This is a genomic window from Flavobacterium sp. 9 (assembly GCF_002754195.1).
Lineage (GTDB): Bacteria > Bacteroidota > Bacteroidia > Flavobacteriales > Flavobacteriaceae > Flavobacterium.
The window spans coordinates 2161923-2178503 of sequence record NZ_PEEU01000001.1; the positions used below are offsets into that span (position 1 = coordinate 2161923).

At 32.6% G+C, this 16581-nt stretch carries 16 protein-coding genes; 6 read left to right on the forward strand and 10 right to left on the reverse strand.

What is annotated here, in order from left to right:
* Window positions 1-3 precede the first annotated feature (3 nt).
* A complete protein-coding gene (gene lpxK / locus CLU81_RS08505) occupies window positions 4-1026 on the reverse strand; it encodes a tetraacyldisaccharide 4'-kinase (protein WP_099709426.1) in 1023 nt (340 codons plus the stop codon).
* 4 nt (window positions 1027-1030) lie between these two features.
* The gene (locus CLU81_RS08510; protein ID WP_099709427.1) at window positions 1031-1279 is read right to left on the reverse strand and encodes a DUF2683 family protein; all 249 of its coding nucleotides are present in this window, start codon (window positions 1277-1279) and stop codon (window positions 1031-1033) included.
* Window positions 1280-1485: 206 nt separating this feature from the next.
* Here CLU81_RS08510 and CLU81_RS08515 point away from each other — a divergent pair, with 206 nt between their 5' ends.
* The 3 genes from CLU81_RS08515 to CLU81_RS08525 all read left to right on the forward strand — a co-directional run bounded on the left by CLU81_RS08515 (window position 1486) and on the right by CLU81_RS08525 (window position 4398).
* On the forward strand, window positions 1486-2580 hold the full coding sequence (locus CLU81_RS08515) for a Nif3-like dinuclear metal center hexameric protein (RefSeq protein WP_099709428.1): 1095 nt from the start codon (window positions 1486-1488) through the stop codon (window positions 2578-2580).
* Between the two features lie 3 nt (window positions 2581-2583).
* Window positions 2584-3363, forward strand: a complete 780-nt coding sequence (locus tag CLU81_RS08520) for a zinc ribbon domain-containing protein (protein WP_099709429.1) — start codon at window positions 2584-2586, stop codon at window positions 3361-3363.
* A gap of 183 nt (window positions 3364-3546) precedes the next feature.
* Complete coding sequence (locus CLU81_RS08525; protein ID WP_099709430.1) at window positions 3547-4398, forward strand: alpha/beta fold hydrolase; 852 nt, start codon at window positions 3547-3549, stop codon at window positions 4396-4398.
* A gap of 209 nt (window positions 4399-4607) precedes the next feature.
* Here the strand turns inward: CLU81_RS08525 and CLU81_RS08530 are convergent, their stop codons facing one another.
* Entirely contained in the window at window positions 4608-5288 is a 681-nt protein-coding gene (locus tag CLU81_RS08530) for a helix-turn-helix transcriptional regulator (RefSeq protein WP_099709431.1), read from the reverse strand.
* Window positions 5289-5361: 73 nt separating this feature from the next.
* On the opposite strand from CLU81_RS08530, the gene CLU81_RS08535 reads away from it, so the two are divergent.
* The 3 genes from CLU81_RS08535 (at window position 5362) to rluF (ending at window position 7952) form a co-directional block, all read left to right on the forward strand.
* A complete protein-coding gene (locus tag CLU81_RS08535) occupies window positions 5362-6447 on the forward strand; it encodes a cytochrome P450 (RefSeq protein ID WP_158235320.1) in 1086 nt (361 codons plus the stop codon).
* Window positions 6448-6502: 55 nt separating this feature from the next.
* Window positions 6503-6847 carry an antibiotic biosynthesis monooxygenase gene (locus CLU81_RS08540; RefSeq protein WP_099709433.1) on the forward strand — a complete coding sequence of 115 codons (345 nt, stop codon included), beginning with the start codon at window positions 6503-6505 and terminating at the stop codon, window positions 6845-6847.
* Window positions 6848-7118: 271 nt separating this feature from the next.
* A complete protein-coding gene (rluF, locus tag CLU81_RS08545; protein ID WP_099709434.1) occupies window positions 7119-7952 on the forward strand; it encodes a 23S rRNA pseudouridine(2604) synthase RluF in 834 nt (277 codons plus the stop codon).
* Between the two features lie 76 nt (window positions 7953-8028).
* Here the strand turns inward: rluF and CLU81_RS08550 are convergent, their stop codons facing one another.
* The 7 genes from CLU81_RS08550 to CLU81_RS08580 all read right to left on the reverse strand — a co-directional run bounded on the left by CLU81_RS08550 (window position 8029) and on the right by CLU81_RS08580 (window position 16581).
* Window positions 8029-8955, reverse strand: a complete 927-nt coding sequence (locus tag CLU81_RS08550) for a magnesium transporter CorA family protein (RefSeq protein ID WP_099709435.1) — start codon at window positions 8953-8955, stop codon at window positions 8029-8031.
* 194 nt (window positions 8956-9149) lie between these two features.
* A complete protein-coding gene (locus tag CLU81_RS08555; protein WP_099709436.1) occupies window positions 9150-10541 on the reverse strand; it encodes a DUF4173 domain-containing protein in 1392 nt (463 codons plus the stop codon).
* Window positions 10542-10688: 147 nt separating this feature from the next.
* A complete protein-coding gene (locus CLU81_RS08560) occupies window positions 10689-10979 on the reverse strand; it encodes a transcriptional regulator (protein ID WP_065450961.1) in 291 nt (96 codons plus the stop codon).
* An 8-nt stretch (window positions 10980-10987) separates the two neighbouring features.
* Window positions 10988-11602 (reverse strand): hypothetical protein, encoded by a 615-nt coding sequence (locus CLU81_RS08565; protein WP_099709437.1) that lies wholly within the window; start codon window positions 11600-11602, stop codon window positions 10988-10990.
* A 618-nt stretch (window positions 11603-12220) separates the two neighbouring features.
* The gene (locus CLU81_RS08570) at window positions 12221-13105 is read right to left on the reverse strand and encodes a bifunctional 5,10-methylenetetrahydrofolate dehydrogenase/5,10-methenyltetrahydrofolate cyclohydrolase (protein ID WP_056255237.1); all 885 of its coding nucleotides are present in this window, start codon (window positions 13103-13105) and stop codon (window positions 12221-12223) included.
* Between the two features lie 148 nt (window positions 13106-13253).
* On the reverse strand, window positions 13254-14606 hold the full coding sequence (ffh, locus tag CLU81_RS08575) for a signal recognition particle protein (RefSeq protein WP_099709438.1): 1353 nt from the start codon (window positions 14604-14606) through the stop codon (window positions 13254-13256).
* A 289-nt stretch (window positions 14607-14895) separates the two neighbouring features.
* On the reverse strand, window positions 14896-16581 hold the full coding sequence (locus CLU81_RS08580; protein ID WP_099709439.1) for an MBOAT family protein: 1686 nt from the start codon (window positions 16579-16581) through the stop codon (window positions 14896-14898).

A 16581-nucleotide genomic window follows, 5' to 3' on the forward strand; every position in this document is an offset into this window, starting at 1 on the left:
TTCTTAAGCTTCTAAGTTTGACTTAACATACTCCAAAATTGTAGCGTCAAAATTTTGCTGATGTTTGATAAACGTACTTTTTATTGGCAGATAATACAATTGCGAAACAAGTTTAGAATCTTTTAAACGCACATAATCTTTCTCTGTTGTAATGATTTTTTTGTTCTGCGCTTTATTCTGAATCGAATCTAAATCAGAATCTAAAAAATTATGATGATCCGGAAAAGTCAGACATTCATCTTTTTCATTTTTTAAATAATCAAAAAACGGTGTTGGTTTTGCGATTCCAGCCAAAAGCAATTTAGGTTCATTTTTAATTTCATTTACAGCGATTTTCTCTTCTTTGCCATAAATTGCATCATCATAATCAATGAATGTAAAGTAAGATTGCTGCGAACAACTAAGCTTCAGTTTCAATCTGATTTCTTCTTGCTTTTCACCTGATAAATCTTTTGGACATTTTGTTACCACAATGATATTGGCACGATTTGATCCGCTTCTGCTTTCGCGTAAATTTCCGGTTGGAAGCATAAAATCATCGGCATACAAATCACCGTAAGAAGTCAGTAAAATATAAAAACCTGCTTTTACCTTTCGATGTTGGTAAGCATCATCCAATAAAATTACCTGAGGTTTTTCTTGATGTGAAAGCAATTGCGTAATTCCGTTTGTTCTGTCAGCATCGACTGCAACCTGAATATTTGGAAACTTTTGATAAAATTGAAATGGTTCATCTCCCAAAATTTCAGCATTTGAAGTTGAACTAGCCAAAACAAAACCTTCGGATTTTCGTTTGTAACCGCGGCTTAAAGTCGCAACTTTATATTGATCAGACAATAACCGAATCAAATATTCGATTTGAGGAGTTTTACCAGTTCCGCCAACACTCAGATTTCCAACAGCAATAACCGGAATATCAAATGAAGTTGATTTCAGAATTCCTTTATCAAAAAGAAAATTCCTGATTGAAGTAATGAATCCGTATAAGATGGCAAACGGAAAAAGTATTTTTCGAAGTAAGTTCATAGATTTATTTTATTCCTAAACTTCCCAATATATCTTCAGGATTTAATCTTGTTGTTTCGCCATTTTTAATATTTTCTTCTGCTTTTTTAACTTTTTCAATAAATTCAGCAGAATAATAACTTTCTTTTTTCTTGTTTTTTTTTGAATCCATTTCGACAATTTCAATACCGTCAAGATCTTTAAAAAAAGCTTCAAACATTTTCATAAATGCCTTTCCCGTTTTGGTACGCTCATTAATTTTTATTGTAGTCATGGCTATAAATTTTGAATAACAAAGATATAACATTCGTAATTATTTAGTACGAATTAGTATTACCATTAGTATGAATAATTATTACCAGATATAATTATTATTCGTTAATTTGTTTTATAAATTCCTTTCAGATTCCAAATTTCAAGATTTCCTCAATAACAGTAAACTTGAAACAAATAAAACCTGAAACTTGAAACAAAAGAATAATGAAAATCAAAAACATAATAGAAGTTCTTGAAGAAATGGCACCTTTGGCTTACGCCGAAGATTTTGACAATGTTGGACTTTTAGTCGGAAATGCTGAAACTGAAAGCACAGGAGTTTTAGTTTGTCACGATGCTTTAGAAAATGTAATTGAAGAAGCTATTGCTAAAAATTGCAATCTTGTGGTTTGCTTTCATCCTATTTTATTCTCGGGAATTAAAAAAATTACAGGCAAAAACTATGTTGAGCGTGCGATTTTGAAAGCTATTAAAAATGACATTGCCATTTATGCTGTTCATACCGCGCTTGATAATCATTCGGCTGGAGTTAATAAAATATTTTGTGATGCTTTAGGATTAACAAATACTAAAGTTTTAATTCCAAAACAAAGCTTCATCCAAAAATTAGTTACTTATACAATTCCGGATAATTCAGAAAAAGTACGTAATGCAATGTTTGAAGCCGGTGCAGGAACAATTGGTAATTATGACAACTGCAGTTTTAATACTGAAGGCTTTTTTACCTTTAAAGGAAATGAAGACAGTAATCCTGTAATTGGAGAAAAAGGAAAATTACATACCGGAACTGAAATTAAGATTGAAGTTGTTTTCGAAAAACACTTACAATCTAAAATTCTAAAAGCTCTTTTTGCAAATCATATTTATGAAGAAGTCGCTTATGAAATTTATGATCTTCAAAATTCGCATCAAAATATTGGATTGGGAATGATTGGGGAATTTGAAACTGAAATGGACGAAAAAGAGTTTCTGCTTTTTGTAAAAGATAAAATGATTGCCGATGGAATTCGTCATTCTTCCTTTCTTGGAAAAAAAATTAAGAAACTAGCCGTTTTGGGCGGTTCAGGAAGTTTTGCCATAAAAAATGCAATTATGGCTGGAGCCGATGCTTTTTTGACTGCCGATTTAAAATACCATCAGTTTTATGAAGCTGAAAACCGACTACTTTTAGCCGATATTGGTCATTTTGAGAGCGAACGCTATACAAAAAACTATATTGTTGATTATCTTCGAAAAAAAATCCTTAATTTTGCAATCATTTTATCAGAAGAAAATACAAATCCAGTTAAGTACTTATAGAATATGGCGAATACGAAAGAATTAAGTGTTGAGGACAAGTTAAGAGCAATATACGATTTACAGCTTATTGACTCTAGAATTGACGAAATCAGAAACGTAAGAGGAGAACTTCCTTTAGAAGTGGAAGATTTAGAAGATGAAGTTGCAGGTTTAAGCACTCGTTCAGAGAAACTGAAAAGTGAACTTGAAGTGATTGAGGATCTTATCAAATCGAAGAAAAACGCGATTGATGAGCACAAAGAGGTTATCAAAAAATACACAAAACAACAAGAATCAGTTCGTAATAACAGAGAATTTAATTCTTTGACTAAAGAGGTTGAATTTCAAGAATTAGAAATTCAATTGGCTGAAAAGCAAATCAAAGAAATGAAAGCTTCTATCGAGCATAAAAAAGAAGTTATTTCTAATTTAAAAGAAAAACTTGATGCTAAAAGCTCTCATTTAAAACATAAAAAAAATGAATTAGATGCGATCATGGCAGAAACTCAAAAAGAAGAAATCTTCTTATCTGAGAAATCAGCTGAGTTTTCAGGTCAAATCGAAGAAAGATTATTAGCTGCTTATACTAGAATCAGAACTAGTGTTCGTAATGGTTTAGCTGTAGTATCTATCGAAAGAGGTGCTTCTGCAGGATCATTCTTCACTATTCCGCCACAAACTCAAGTAGAAATCGCTTCTAGAAAGAAAATCATTACTGATGAGCACTCTGGAAGAATTTTGGTTGACAGCGCATTAGCTGAAGAAGAAAAAGAAAAAATGGAACAATTGTTCTCTAAATTCTAAATATTTAAAATCCCGATTTAATCGGGATTTTTTTTGCTTAAAATTTTCCGCCACGAATTTCACCAATTTCACTAATTTTTATATCCTAAGAATAAAAATTCGTGCTAAATTTGTGAAATTCGTGGCGATACTTTTTAATAACAGCTTTCGAATAATTATACTTTTATCTTTAAATTATTTATTTTGGGAATTAAAAAAGGAATTCGTTTCATTACAGTAAAATCGGTTGGACAATATATCAATTTCTTAAGTTATGTTCGTCCACAAAAAGCTGTCGAACTTTCATATGCTCTTTTTAGCCAACCCAGAATTGGCCGATTACAAAAAGAGAGTTTACCAAAAGTCCTGAAAAATACCGAAACAGAAACGTTTCATCACAACGAACATCATTTTCAGACTTATATCTGGAAAGGAAACGAAACCAAAATTCTACTTGTTCACGGATGGGAAAGTAATGCGTCACGCTGGAAAAAAACCTTACCACATCTTCAAAAATCAGGAAGTACAATCATTGCCATTGACGCACCTGCGCATGGTCAAAGCAGCGGCAAGGAATTTAATGTTCCACTTTATGCTGAATTCATTAATAAAGCAGTCGAAAAATATCAGCCTACAATTATTATTGGTCATTCTATTGGTGGCGCGGCTTGCGTTTATCACCAATATTTATTTCCAAATACCAGCATTAACAAAATGGTGATTTTAGGAGCTCCATCAGAATTGAAAACCTTAATTAATAATTACATTTCGATGTTAAGTCTGAATACGAAAATGTTTTCACTTTTAGAAAGTAAATTCATGAGTCGCTTCAACTTTAAACTGGAAGATTTCTCCGGACAAAGATTCGCCTCAGAATTTAATGTTGCGGGTTTAATTGCACACGATACTTCTGATAAAATAGTAGCTTTTGAAGAAGGACAGAAAATTGCCAGTAATTGGAAAAACAGTCAATTTATTGAAACCAAAGGTTTAGGTCACGGAATGCATGACGATGAATTGTATCAAAAGGTTATTGAGTTTTTGTTTTCTTCTTAAGGTTCTGAGGCACTAAGTAGCTAAGGTTCTAAGTTTTTTCCTTAAAAACGGTCGTATTGTCATTTCAACGAAGGAGAAATCTTCGCAAGTAACTCCGTAACGAAAACCCAATCTTTGTCGAGCTTCTCACGAAGATTTCTCCTTCGTCGAAATGATAAGATTGCGTGAAATCTATTAATCTGAAGTCTAAAATCTGCAATCTAAAATTTTTAAACAACTACATTAAAATACTTCAACAATTCCTTCTCACCTTTTCCTGTGATGATTATTGCTCTTGAATCTTTTGTTCTTCTGAGCCAATCTTCATTTATCATTTTATTGAATAAAAGCGAACCGATCGAACCCGCGATATGATTTCTTCTTTCGCTCCAATCCAGGCAAGGTTTTAAGAATATTCGTTTTTGCTTTTGGGCTTCTTCGATATTAATTCCAAAATCAGAAAACCACTTTTCTCCTTGAGAACTGATTTCAAAATTATTTTTATTTTCTACTAATATCTTTTGATTTAGCAAACTATCAGTTACGGCGACACCAATTTTTCCTGCTAAATGATCGTAGCAAGTTCGGCAGTATTTTATTGGAGGATAATTTTCGGTTTCTTTTTTGGATTGAATTGCAGGTTTCGGAATAAGATTCGCCATTGCTTCAATAACGTATGCGACTTCTTTATTCGAAAATCTGTAATACTTATGACGTCCTTGCTTTTCTACAGAAAGTAAATTTGCTTCAAGAAGTTTCCCCAAATGCATACTCATATTTTGTGGAGACGTATTTACTGCAATTGACAATTCTGTGGCCGTAAATGCTCTTCCGTCAAGCAATGTCCACATAATTGCTGCACGAGTTGGATCGCCAATTAAAGTTGCCGTTTTTATAAATTGATCTTCCATTTGAATTTTTATAGTTAAGTACAGAATGAAGTATCCCTTTGTAAAGTTAAATAACTTTGTCAAAAAAATAAATATGAACTCTTCTTTATTCTTGCAATCTGATGTTTCTGATCCTTATTTATTATATGAAAATATGCGGAATAAAAATGCCGTTTTTTGGGATGAATCCAATAAAATATGGGCAATATATTCTCATAAACATTGTGTTGAAGTTTTAAAAAATCCTAAAGCACAAATTCCGACTATAAATCCTGACAACATTCAGAAGCTAAACAAATATGCTTTGGATATTTTGAATAATTTGACTCGATTATCAAATGGAATTCAACATGAAATTGGGAGAGAAATTTCGACAATGCTTTTTTCAAAAATGAAATCTATTGAAATCAGTTCGGTTATTAATGCATTAATTCAAAATGATTTAATCGAAAGCAAAATAGATTGGGTCGATTCTGTATCCAAAAAACTACCGATATTAATTCTTCTAAAAAGTTTTAATTTTAATGACAACGATTCTAATTTTATTTCAAAAAATATAGAAACTATAGTCAAAATAATGCTTCTGAAGAAAACAGACGAAGAAGTAGCTTCTATTAATGAAATTTCAGAAGATTTGTTTTCAAGAATTAAGAAGTATTTATTCAATATTGTTGATGAATCATTATTATTTTCCATCGGCGAAAAGCATGCAATTTCATCTGATCAGATTATAAAAATAGCGGTAAGTAATTTAATTGGTTTATTTATTCAGAGTTATGATGCCGGACGCGGAATTTTGAGTAATTCGTTCTTGCAAATTATTCAGAATAAAACTTTTTCAGATAAAACAACGATAGAGAAATCAGTTATAGAAACGATTCGATTCGATCCTCCAATTCAGAATACAAGAAGAATTGCAACTGAAGATTTTTATATCGGCGAAAGCCTTATTAAGAAAAATGATTTGATTTTAATTGTTTTGGCTTCGGCAAATCGTGATTCTGAAACGTTTAAAAATCCGGCTACTTTTGATATTGAAAGAAATAACAATATCGAAAATCTAACTTTCGGAATTGGCGGTCATATGTGTCTGGCCAAATATTTCTCGATTCAGTTAGCTGCTGAAGCTTTATGGCTTTTATTTGATAAGTATAAAACAATATTCAATACGAACCAATGATCAATGCCAGATTGCCTAAAAATATTTGGATTTCAATAATTAAAAAATAAAAAAAATGATAGCAGTAATTTTTGAAGTAATTCCTAACGAAGGAAAAAAAGGAGAATATCTTGATATCGCCGCAAGTCTGCGACCGGAATTAGACCATATAGAAGGTTTTATATCTATTGAGAGATTTCAGAGTTTTAGTGATCCTGAAAAGGTTTTGTCTTTGTCTTTTTGGAGAGATGAAGAAAGCATTCAGCAATGGAGAAATCTCGAAATGCATCGTCATGCGCAATCAAAAGGCAGAAATGAAGTTTTTAAGGATTATCATTTAAGAATTGCAACTGTAGTTCGTGATTACGGAATGTTCGATAGAAAAGAAACTCCGGAAGATAGTTCGTCATATCATGAGTAAAGGTTCAAAGTTGCAAAGGTTTTCTTTTTAGGTTCTGAGGCTCTGAGGTTCTGAGTTGCTAAGTTTTTTTGATATTATCTTACAGATAAAGTAACCGCATGTTTGTTATCTTGAGCGCGAAAATTAAAAAGAAAAAATCCGTTTTAATCCGCGTCTTTGCGAAGCAAATCCGTGTCATCCGCGTACTATAAAACTTTTATGAAGATTTTGCCCCTCATAAAGTCTGAAATCTAAAATTCTAAGAAGTCTAAATTTTGCTTACTTTTGCAATATGGAAGAGAATTTAAAACGTCTTAATAAATTTATTGGAGAAACAGGTTATTGTTCTCGTCGTGAAGCGGATAAACTTATTGAAGAAGGACGTGTAACAATAAATGGTGTTGTGCCTGAAATGGGAACGAAAGTTTCACCAAATGATGAAGTACGTATTGACGGAAAATTGATTGTTGAGAAACATGAAAAATTGGTTTACCTGGCTTTCAACAAACCGGTTGGAATTGAATGTACAACGAATTTAGAGGTACGAAATAATATTGTGGATTATATTAATTATCCAAAACGTATTTTTCCGATTGGAAGATTGGATAAAGCCAGTGAAGGATTAATTTTTATGACGAATGATGGTGATATCGTAAACAAGATTTTGCGCGCCAGAAACAATCACGAAAAAGAATATACGGTAACGGTTAACAGACCGATTACGGATCGTTTTATTGAACGAATGGGAAATGGTGTTCCGATTTTGGATACGGTTACCCGAAAATGTAAAGTGGAACAGATCAGTAAATACACGTTTAAAATTATTTTAACGCAAGGTTTAAACCGTCAGATTCGTAGAATGACTGAATATCTGGGTTATGATGTAACGGCGCTTAAACGTATCCGAATTATTAATATATCGCTTGATATTCCGGTTGGTCGTTATCGCGATTTGACTGATGATGAGATTAAAGAATTAAATCAATTGATTGAACCATCCAGTAAAACCGAGGAAGCGAGTTTACCAAAAGTAGAAGCTCCTAAAGCTCCTAAAACTCCTCCAACCAGAAGAACAGAATTTATTTCAAAATATGATCCCCGATTTAAGAAAAAAGGAGATTATTAAATTTATAAAAAGAGAAATCCCATTCGTCGCGGCGAATGGGATTTCTCTTTTATAAACTATTTCGAAAATATTTTTATCAAAACCATCTTCTTCTTTTAAACAAAAATGCTCCGCAAGAAGATAAAATAACGGATATAAAAAGAAGTATCCAAAATCCATATTTACTTTCTTCCATACCATTTGGCACGTTCATTCCGTATAAACTGGCGATCAAAGTAGGAATCATTAGAATAATAGAAATCGAAGTCATTTGCTTCATAATATTATTCATATTATTAGAAATTACCGATGCATAAGCGTCCATCATTCCTGTCAAAATGTTGCTATAAATATTGGCTGTATCTTGCGCCTGGCCTAACTCGATATCAACATCTTCTAATAAATCAGAATCAAAATGTTCTCTGTGAGCTTTTAGATTTTTAATTCTGTGAAATAAAACATCGTTTCCTTTTAAGGAAGTAATAAAAAACACCAAACATTTTTCGATTTGCAAAAGCGCTTGTAATTCTGCATTTTTGATCGATTTCTCCAAATTATCTTCGGCCAGTTTTATCTTTTGATTGATTTGTTTTAGATATTTCAAATACCAAACACTTGACGACAATAACAATCTTAAAACTAAATCGTAGTTGTCTTTTATATGTATATTTTTTCGTCTGGTGTATTGTACAAAATCAGAGATTATTTGTGTTTCATAAAAGCTAATGGTAACACAAATATCTTTTTTAAAAATTAAACCCATCGGAATGGTTTGAAAAGGCAACTTTACGTCGTTACTTTTTATAGGAACACGCATAATAATAAGCGTCCAGCCATCTTCTATTTCGATACGAGGTCTTTCGTCGATATCTTCAATGTCATTGTAAAATGCTTCAGGAATTTGAAGCTCTTCCAGTAAATATTTTTTTTCGGTTTCTGAAGGAGATTCGATATTGATCCAGCAATTTGGAATCCATTCTTGAGTTTCGATTAATCCGTTGTTGTTTTTGTAAAAGGCTTTCATTTCAAAATTGCGGGTTTTATTATAGCAATTTGAAAAGATCAAAAAGCTATTTTAATTAAATACTAACGAATAATAATCGTCCATTGGAGAAGTCATTTTTTAAGTGCTGCAAAAGTATCTTTTATTTTTAAAATCAAAAACAATTAGGCATTAAAAAACCGCCTTAATAACATATTTAAGACGGTTTTCATTAACTATTTATTACTCACAAACTCATAATAGAGCGCTTTTGATAAAAATGATTCATTCTGATATCCATTAATTAGCTCTTCTCTGTTAATTTCTTGCAATCGACCATCTAAATCATTCTTTAAAAAATATTCTCTTCGGGCTTCATCATTAAAATTCAAACTGCTTAAAAACCTTGGTTCTACTCCTTTATTTACAGAGATATTGTAATTTGTAATTAGATTTCCCCAATTTACAAAACTACACAAAAGTATTGTTCCGTAGAAATACCAAACCATTTGATTGACTAAATAGGCATTTGTTTTTTGTCTTCTGATTTTTAAGAATGTAAACACTAAGCCTATTATTGCTAAAATTAGAAAAGCATAAACTCCCAATCGTTTGTAGGTTAACCCGAAGAAAGAAACATATTCTGAGTTTTTAATGATTGTACTTACTATTAAAAGCCCATTTAATACGATCCAAATTTGCGCCAGTTTTTTAAGATTTGCTGCTTTTTTATCAAAATTGAATCCGCCTTTGAAATAAAATAAGATTACACCAACCGCCATTATGATCGAAAAAATCACAGCATTTACTCTCTCGTGTGTATCTGAACTAAGTTTAGAAGCTTGAGCTGTGACAACTTCAAAAAACTGCTCGTAATTATAGGTCACGATAAAAATTAAAAGCATAAAATTCAGAAGAAATAAAGTAATTTCTCCGCTCTTTCTTTCGAAATCTAAATCAAGAAAAGAAAATGTATTTTGATTTTTGATTTCGTTTACATTACTGAATTCATTGTCAAGTATTTCGTTTTTTTCATAACAAATTTCCGGTACCCAATAATTCCAAAAACTGAACGAGATATAAAATCCCAGAATTCCTATTAGAATAACCTGAACAATATCAAGATCTAAAGTATAATCTGTTAGCAAAGACGAAAAATGAGCACTCCCGAATGAATAAGCTGCAAAAAAGACCACTAAAAAGATCGTTGGAATTACAACATAAGCCACTAGTTTTTTAGCAAAATTGTTGTGAATTTTTCTTTCCGGAAGCCATTGACCAAACATAAAAACACGTCCTAATGTGGCAAATGCATTTAAAAACACAAGCGGAAAAATTTGTATTATTTTAAGTTGTGAATCCTGAGTCTTGAATTGCAAAAAGAGAACTGATATTGCCATAGCAAAAAAAGACGCAGCATCGCCATACCAGGCAAATGCCAAACAAGATAAAACTGAAGTAATTACCAAAACCAAATGCGACCTGTCAACAGAACGATCCTGAAATGAATAGGAAATTAAACAAGTTAATAATAGTCCAAAAATAGCGAGATTAACTCCTACTGACTCGTTGTAAAAAAGCAGTGTAAAAATCAAACTGCTAGCTAAGATAATCTGGTGTTTTTTCATGATTGTTGATTTTAATTTTTTGTTTATCAAATATGGAATTGCCCTTTCTTAAATGGTTGTTTCACCTTTTTTTCAATGGCAAATTCATGATTTTAAATTTCAAAAGTACTTTGTATTTCAAAGTATTTAGATAAAAAAATATAGTTATTAAGATTTCATTAATTTTTCAAGATAAGATAAGTGCTCTTTAAAGGCCGCACGTCCTCTAGGTGTAACTTGATACGAGGTTTTGGGCTTTTTGCCTACAAACTCTTTTTTGACTTCGATATATTCTGACTTTTCAAGCGCTGAGGAATGACTTGCTAAATTTCCATCGGTGATATTAAGGAGGTTTTTCATCTCGGTAAAATCAACCCATTCATTAACCATCAGAATGGACATAATTCCCAATCTGACACGGCTTTCAAAATCTTTATTTAGTTTATCAATAATTCCCATTGCTTGGATTATTTATATTTTTTGAACATTATTAATCCGTACAAGATATGCAAAATACCAAATCCTATGATCCAAAAAACTAAACCATATCCAATATAAAAAAGAGAAATAAACCCTAATACTAACTCACAGAATCCTAAATATTTAATATCCGAAAAAGTATACTTTTCAGCATTTATAAGTGCCAAACCATAAAAAATTAAAGTTGCCGGCGCTACTAAACCATAAATTTCATGATACAAAAGTGCCAAACAAAATATACCTCCAGCCAAAAGTGGAACGGCTAAATTAAACAGCATTTTTTTTGTTGCAGATGTCCAAATAGGCAAATCATATTTTCTACTTTTTCTGATCGTAAAAAGAAGTCCAAACGCAAAAGCACAGATCAAAATAACAACTCCGGTAATAAATAAATGAGAAACCAAATTGGCTGAATATAATTTATGTTCTCCATCAAAATATTCAAGTCCGTTTGCTTTAAAAAGCTGATAAACATATAAGCCTCCAATTAAAGCTGAAAGTCCGGCAAATACTCCTGAGAGTCCGCTTAACGATATAAATCTTGAAGAGCGCTCCATCATGGAACGAATATGTGCTAAATCTTCTTGGTGCTTCTGATTCATAATAAAAGTACTTTGTATTGCAAAGTTATGTTTTATTTTGAATTGACAAGTATAAAAATTGGATTTTTTTATTGTGATTTTTTTCGATGCGTTTAAATAAATCTGTATTATCTAAAATGTGTAATCCCTACGGGATATTTTATGGGTTCACGATATATATTTTTACTACCGACCTGTAACTCCTAGCGGAGTTAAATCTCGTCCCGTTGAACAATTATCAAGTTAGGTTTATTTTTAAAACGCAATCTTGTCAGGCTGAGCGGAGTCGAAGCCCCGTAAGTAACTCGACACATAAAATTTTACCGCAAAGTTCGCAAAGTATTACGCAAAGTTCTCAAAGCTTTGTGAATTGCGCTTTGCTTTGAGATCGCAAAGGGATTGTGTTTAAAGCTTAACTTAATGACATTGCCCGTTGAGATTTAATCACTCTCCTAATATTTGCGTGAGGGATAGGAATAAGCTACCGAAGTAGCATGGATAGCCCGACCATATTTGCGAAAGGCGCGCATAAGCGGTATGTTAAATAGCGCCTTTTGTAAATACGGTCACGCCCAAAGTATATAAAACAACAAAGCCTACTCGATTGAATAGGCTTTGTTTATGATTTGATTGCAAAAATTATTTTTTCGCGCTTCTCATTTTTCTTGCTAAAAGTGTATTTTTAAGCAACATCGCAATTGTCATTGGTCCTACTCCACCAGGAACTGGCGTGATAAACGATGATTTCTTGCTTACACCGTCAAAATCAACATCACCTTTGATAACATACCCTTTTGGGTTTGATGCATCTTCTACACGAGTAATTCCAACGTCTACGATTACAACTCCGTCTTTAACCATATCTGCTTTTAAGAATTCAGGAACTCCTAAAGCCGTGATAATAATATCTGCATTTTTAGTGAATTCAGCTAAATTTTTAGTTCTACTGTGAGTTAATGTAACTGTTGAATCTCCAGGATTTCCTTTGCGGCTCATTAAGATACTCATTGGGCGACCTACAATGTGGCTTCTACCAATAACAACGGTGTGTTTTCCGGCAGTTTCTACGTTATAACGTTCTAATAATTGCATGATTCCGAATGGTGTTGCAGGAATGAAACTTTCCATTTCTAGAGCCATTCTACCAAAGTTTGTTGGGTGAAAACCATCAACATCTTTATCTGGATCGATTGCCAATAATATTTTTTGTTCGTCGATATGTTTTGGCAATGGCAACTGAACGATGAATCCGTCAAGATCGTCATCTTCGTTTAATTCTTTGATTTTTGCCAGTAAAGCTTCTTCGGTGATGTCTTCCGGTAAACTTACCAAAGTTGAATCAAAGCCTATTTGCTGGCAAGATTTTACTTTACTTCCTACGTAAGTTAAACTCGCTCCGTTTGTTCCAACAATTACTGCTGCCAAATGAGGTACTTTTCCTCCGGCATCTTTTATTGATTGAACTTCGGCTGCAATTTCGTTTTTAATGTCTTCAGCTGTTTTTTTACCGTCTAGTAGTTGCATTGTTTTTTGTTTCAAGTTTATTTTTTTTGTTTCAGGTTTCAAGTTTCAGGTTCTTCCTTAAAACGAAACTATAATTTATTTAATCAAAAAAGTTTCAAGTTTTAGTCTCTGAACTTGAAACTTTAAACTTGAAACTTTTTGTATTTTATTATCTCGGCATTCCGCCTGGCATTCCTTTCATGCCTCCCATCATTTTCATCAGGTTTTTTCCGCCTGGACCTTGCATCATCTTCATCATTTTGCTCATTTGGTCGAATTGCTTCATTAACTGATTTACTTGCTCGACTTTGGTTCCGGAACCTTTAGCGATTCTGGCTTTCCTTTTTACGTCGATTATGGCAGGTTTGCTTCTTTCGATTGGCGTCATCGAGTGAATGATTGCTTCTATATGTTTAAAAGCATCATCTTCTATTTCTACATCTTTCATGGCTTTTGAAGCTCCCGGTATCATTCCAACCAAGTCCTTCATATTACCCATTTTCTTTACTTGCTGAATTTGAGTTAAGAAATCATCAAAACCAAATTCGTTCTTAGCGATTTTCTTTTGAAGTTTTCTTGCTTCTTCTTCGTCAAATTGTTCTTGCGCTCTTTCTACAAGAGACACAACGTCTCCCATACCTAAGATACGCTCAGCCATACGATCTGGATAGAAAACATCAATTGCTTCCATCTTCTCGCCTGTACCCACAAATTTGATTGGTTTGTTTACAACCGATTTAATCGAAATTGCAGCTCCACCACGTGTATCACCATCTAATTTCGTTAAAATAACTCCGTCGAAGTTTAAGATATCGTTGAAGGCTTTTGCTGTATTTACAGCATCTTGTCCTGTCATTGCATCAACAACAAACAAAGTTTCTTGTGGCTGAATTGCTTTATGAACACGAGCAATTTCATCCATCATTTCCTGATCTACTGCAAGACGTCCGGCTGTATCGACAATAACTACGTTGAAACCGTTTGCTTTTGCATGTTTGATTGCGTTTTGAGCAATCTCTACAGGATTTTTATTTTCCGGCTCTGAGTAAACCTCAACACCTATTTGATCTCCAACAACGTGCAACTGATTAATCGCCGCAGGACGGTAGATATCACAAGCTACAAGAAGTGGTTTTTTATTTTTCTTAGTCTTTAAAAAATTGGCAAGCTTACCAGAGAAAGTTGTTTTACCAGAACCTTGCAATCCTGACATTAAGATAATGCTTGGATTTCCAGAAAGGTTGATTCCCGCAACATCTCCACCCATTAATTCTGTTAGTTCGTCTTTTACCAACTTCACCAATAATTGTCCTGGTTGAAGTGTTGTTAAAACGTCCTGACCAATTGCTTTTTCTTTTACTTTGGCAGTAAAATCTTTAGCAATTTTAAAGTTAACATCGGCATCAAGTAAGGCACGACGAACTTCTTTTAAGGTTTCGGCAACGTTTACTTCTGTAATTTTACCGTGTCCTTTTAATATATGGAACGCTTTATCTAACTTATCACTTAAATTATCAAACATAATTTTTTCTTTATTTGAAGTGCAAAGATAATCTAATTAGATATTTCAGGCAATTTTTTATTTAAGTACAAAGTACGTTTTGATTTTACCGCAAAGTGCGCCAAGTTTTACGCAAAGTTCGCTATGTTTTTTTGCTCGCAAAGTCGCTAAGACGCAAAGTTTTTTTGTTTCACGCAGATTTAGCAGATTTTAAAAATCATTTTAATCTTTTAATCTGTGGCATTCATTAAAAAAGCGCAAAATATAAACCTTTGCGCCTTTGTAACTTTGTCCCTTTGAACCTTCTTAATTAAAATTGGAAATAAATAAAAGGTTGTGAACCTGCAACTGCTGTTGCGTAAACGATCCAATATACGAAACCAAGGATAATTGCTTTTCCTAATAAAGGTGTTTTATCGAAAACAAATTTCATTTTGTCTGTAATAACTTCAGGTAAGAAATGCCAAACATATCCGAAAAGCATTAATCCAAACACATTTTTATATCCTAAAACAATTGCTTTCCAATGTTCTGGTTCGAAAGTCAATTGACCAATATTATTGATTACTTGTAACGCCGTTTCGAAATCTCTGGCGCGGAAAAAGATCCAACAGAAAACTACAAAATGGAATGTAATTACGATTGAAAAGAATTTCCATAAAAAACCTGAACCTTTACCATCTTTCTTAGAAGGGAAAAATTCCATGAAAATTTTATGTACCGCTAATGCTAATCCGTGTAATGCTCCCCAAACAATAAATTGTGCTCCGGCTCCATGCCATAATCCGCCTAAAAGCATTGTGGTAAACAAATTGAAATTGGTTACAAGCGTTTGATTTTTTTTCTTCGAAAGTAAAAATGTCAAACAAAAGATAACTAGTGCTCCAATTGCAATACCTAATGGAATATAACTCACACTTACGTTTGAAATTCCCCAAAGCAATAACCCAAAAAAGAATAAACTTGGGAATAAATATCCTGCGAATGTTCCTTCTCTGTTTCCTCCAATAGAGATATACAAGAAATCTTTTAACCAAGTTGAAAGCGAAATATGCCATCTTCTCCAGAAATCTGTTATCGAAGTTGATTTGTATGGTGTTCTAAAGTTGGCCGGTAATTTGAAACCTAATAACAAAGCAATTCCGATTGCCATATCTGAATATCCTGAAAAGTCACAATAAATTTGAATCGCATATCCATAAGATGCCATTAAATTTTCGAATGAAGTATAATTCATTGGCGTATCAAAAACACGGTCAACGAAATTTATAGAGATATAATTTGAGATTACAGTTTTCTTAATTAATCCGCCAATGATTAAAAACAAAGCGTTATTTACATCTTGCTTTGTTAGATTTAATTTTTGATAAATCTGCGGCAAGAAATCTTTTGCTCTAACGATTGGTCCGGCAACTAATTGCGGGAAAAACGAAACGAAAAATAAATATTCGATATAGTTTTTTGTCGGTTTAATTTCTTCACGATAAATCTCAATAATATAACTCATCGATTGAAAAGTATAAAACGAAATTCCGACAGGAAGAAAAACATCATGAAGCTGATAATTACCATGAAACATATCATTGAATGTCACAATCATGAAATTCATGTACTTGAAATATCCTAGTAATCCTAAATTCAGGATCACACTTATTACAAGATAAATTTTCTTTGTACTGTCTTTTGTTGCTTTAAAAATAATCTGACTCAAGCCATAATCGACAACAGATGAAAGCAACAATAGTAAAAAGTAAATTCCGCTTGACTTATAATAAAAGAAAAGCGAGAACAGAATAACATACGTTAATCTTAAATAAAATGTCTTGCGTAAAAAAGCATACACAAAATAAAAAACCAAAAACAGTCCTAAGAATAAACCTGTGTTAAACAATAATTTTTCCTCGGGATTGTATATAAACCAACTTTTAGCTTGTTCTAAGGTAATTGCACCAAAATTTTGAACAAACCAATCATTTATGCTATCAATTGTAATCAA

Excerpts from the sequence above, each read along its gene's own strand:
- lpxK (WP_099709426.1), bottom strand. The coding sequence starts at position 1,026 with ATGAACTTACTTCGAAAAATACTTTTTCCGTTTGCCATCTTATACGGA.
- CLU81_RS08510 (WP_099709427.1), bottom strand. The coding sequence starts at position 1,279 with ATGACTACAATAAAAATTAATGAGCGTACCAAAACGGGAAAGGCATTT.
- CLU81_RS08515 (WP_099709428.1), top strand. The coding sequence starts at position 1,486 with ATGAAAATCAAAAACATAATAGAAGTTCTTGAAGAAATGGCACCTTTG.
- CLU81_RS08520 (WP_099709429.1), top strand. The coding sequence starts at position 2,584 with ATGGCGAATACGAAAGAATTAAGTGTTGAGGACAAGTTAAGAGCAATA.
- CLU81_RS08530 (WP_099709431.1), bottom strand. The coding sequence starts at position 5,288 with ATGGAAGATCAATTTATAAAAACGGCAACTTTAATTGGCGATCCAACT.
- CLU81_RS08535 (WP_158235320.1), top strand. The coding sequence starts at position 5,362 with ATGAACTCTTCTTTATTCTTGCAATCTGATGTTTCTGATCCTTATTTA.
- CLU81_RS08540 (WP_099709433.1), top strand. The coding sequence starts at position 6,503 with ATGATAGCAGTAATTTTTGAAGTAATTCCTAACGAAGGAAAAAAAGGA.
- rluF (WP_099709434.1), top strand. The coding sequence starts at position 7,119 with ATGGAAGAGAATTTAAAACGTCTTAATAAATTTATTGGAGAAACAGGT.
- CLU81_RS08550 (WP_099709435.1), bottom strand. The coding sequence starts at position 8,955 with ATGAAAGCCTTTTACAAAAACAACAACGGATTAATCGAAACTCAAGAA.
- CLU81_RS08555 (WP_099709436.1), bottom strand. The coding sequence starts at position 10,541 with ATGAAAAAACACCAGATTATCTTAGCTAGCAGTTTGATTTTTACACTG.
- CLU81_RS08560 (WP_065450961.1), bottom strand. The coding sequence starts at position 10,979 with ATGGGAATTATTGATAAACTAAATAAAGATTTTGAAAGCCGTGTCAGA.
- CLU81_RS08565 (WP_099709437.1), bottom strand. The coding sequence starts at position 11,602 with ATGAATCAGAAGCACCAAGAAGATTTAGCACATATTCGTTCCATGATG.
- CLU81_RS08570 (WP_056255237.1), bottom strand. The coding sequence starts at position 13,105 with ATGCAACTACTAGACGGTAAAAAAACAGCTGAAGACATTAAAAACGAA.
- ffh (WP_099709438.1), bottom strand. The coding sequence starts at position 14,606 with ATGTTTGATAATTTAAGTGATAAGTTAGATAAAGCGTTCCATATATTA.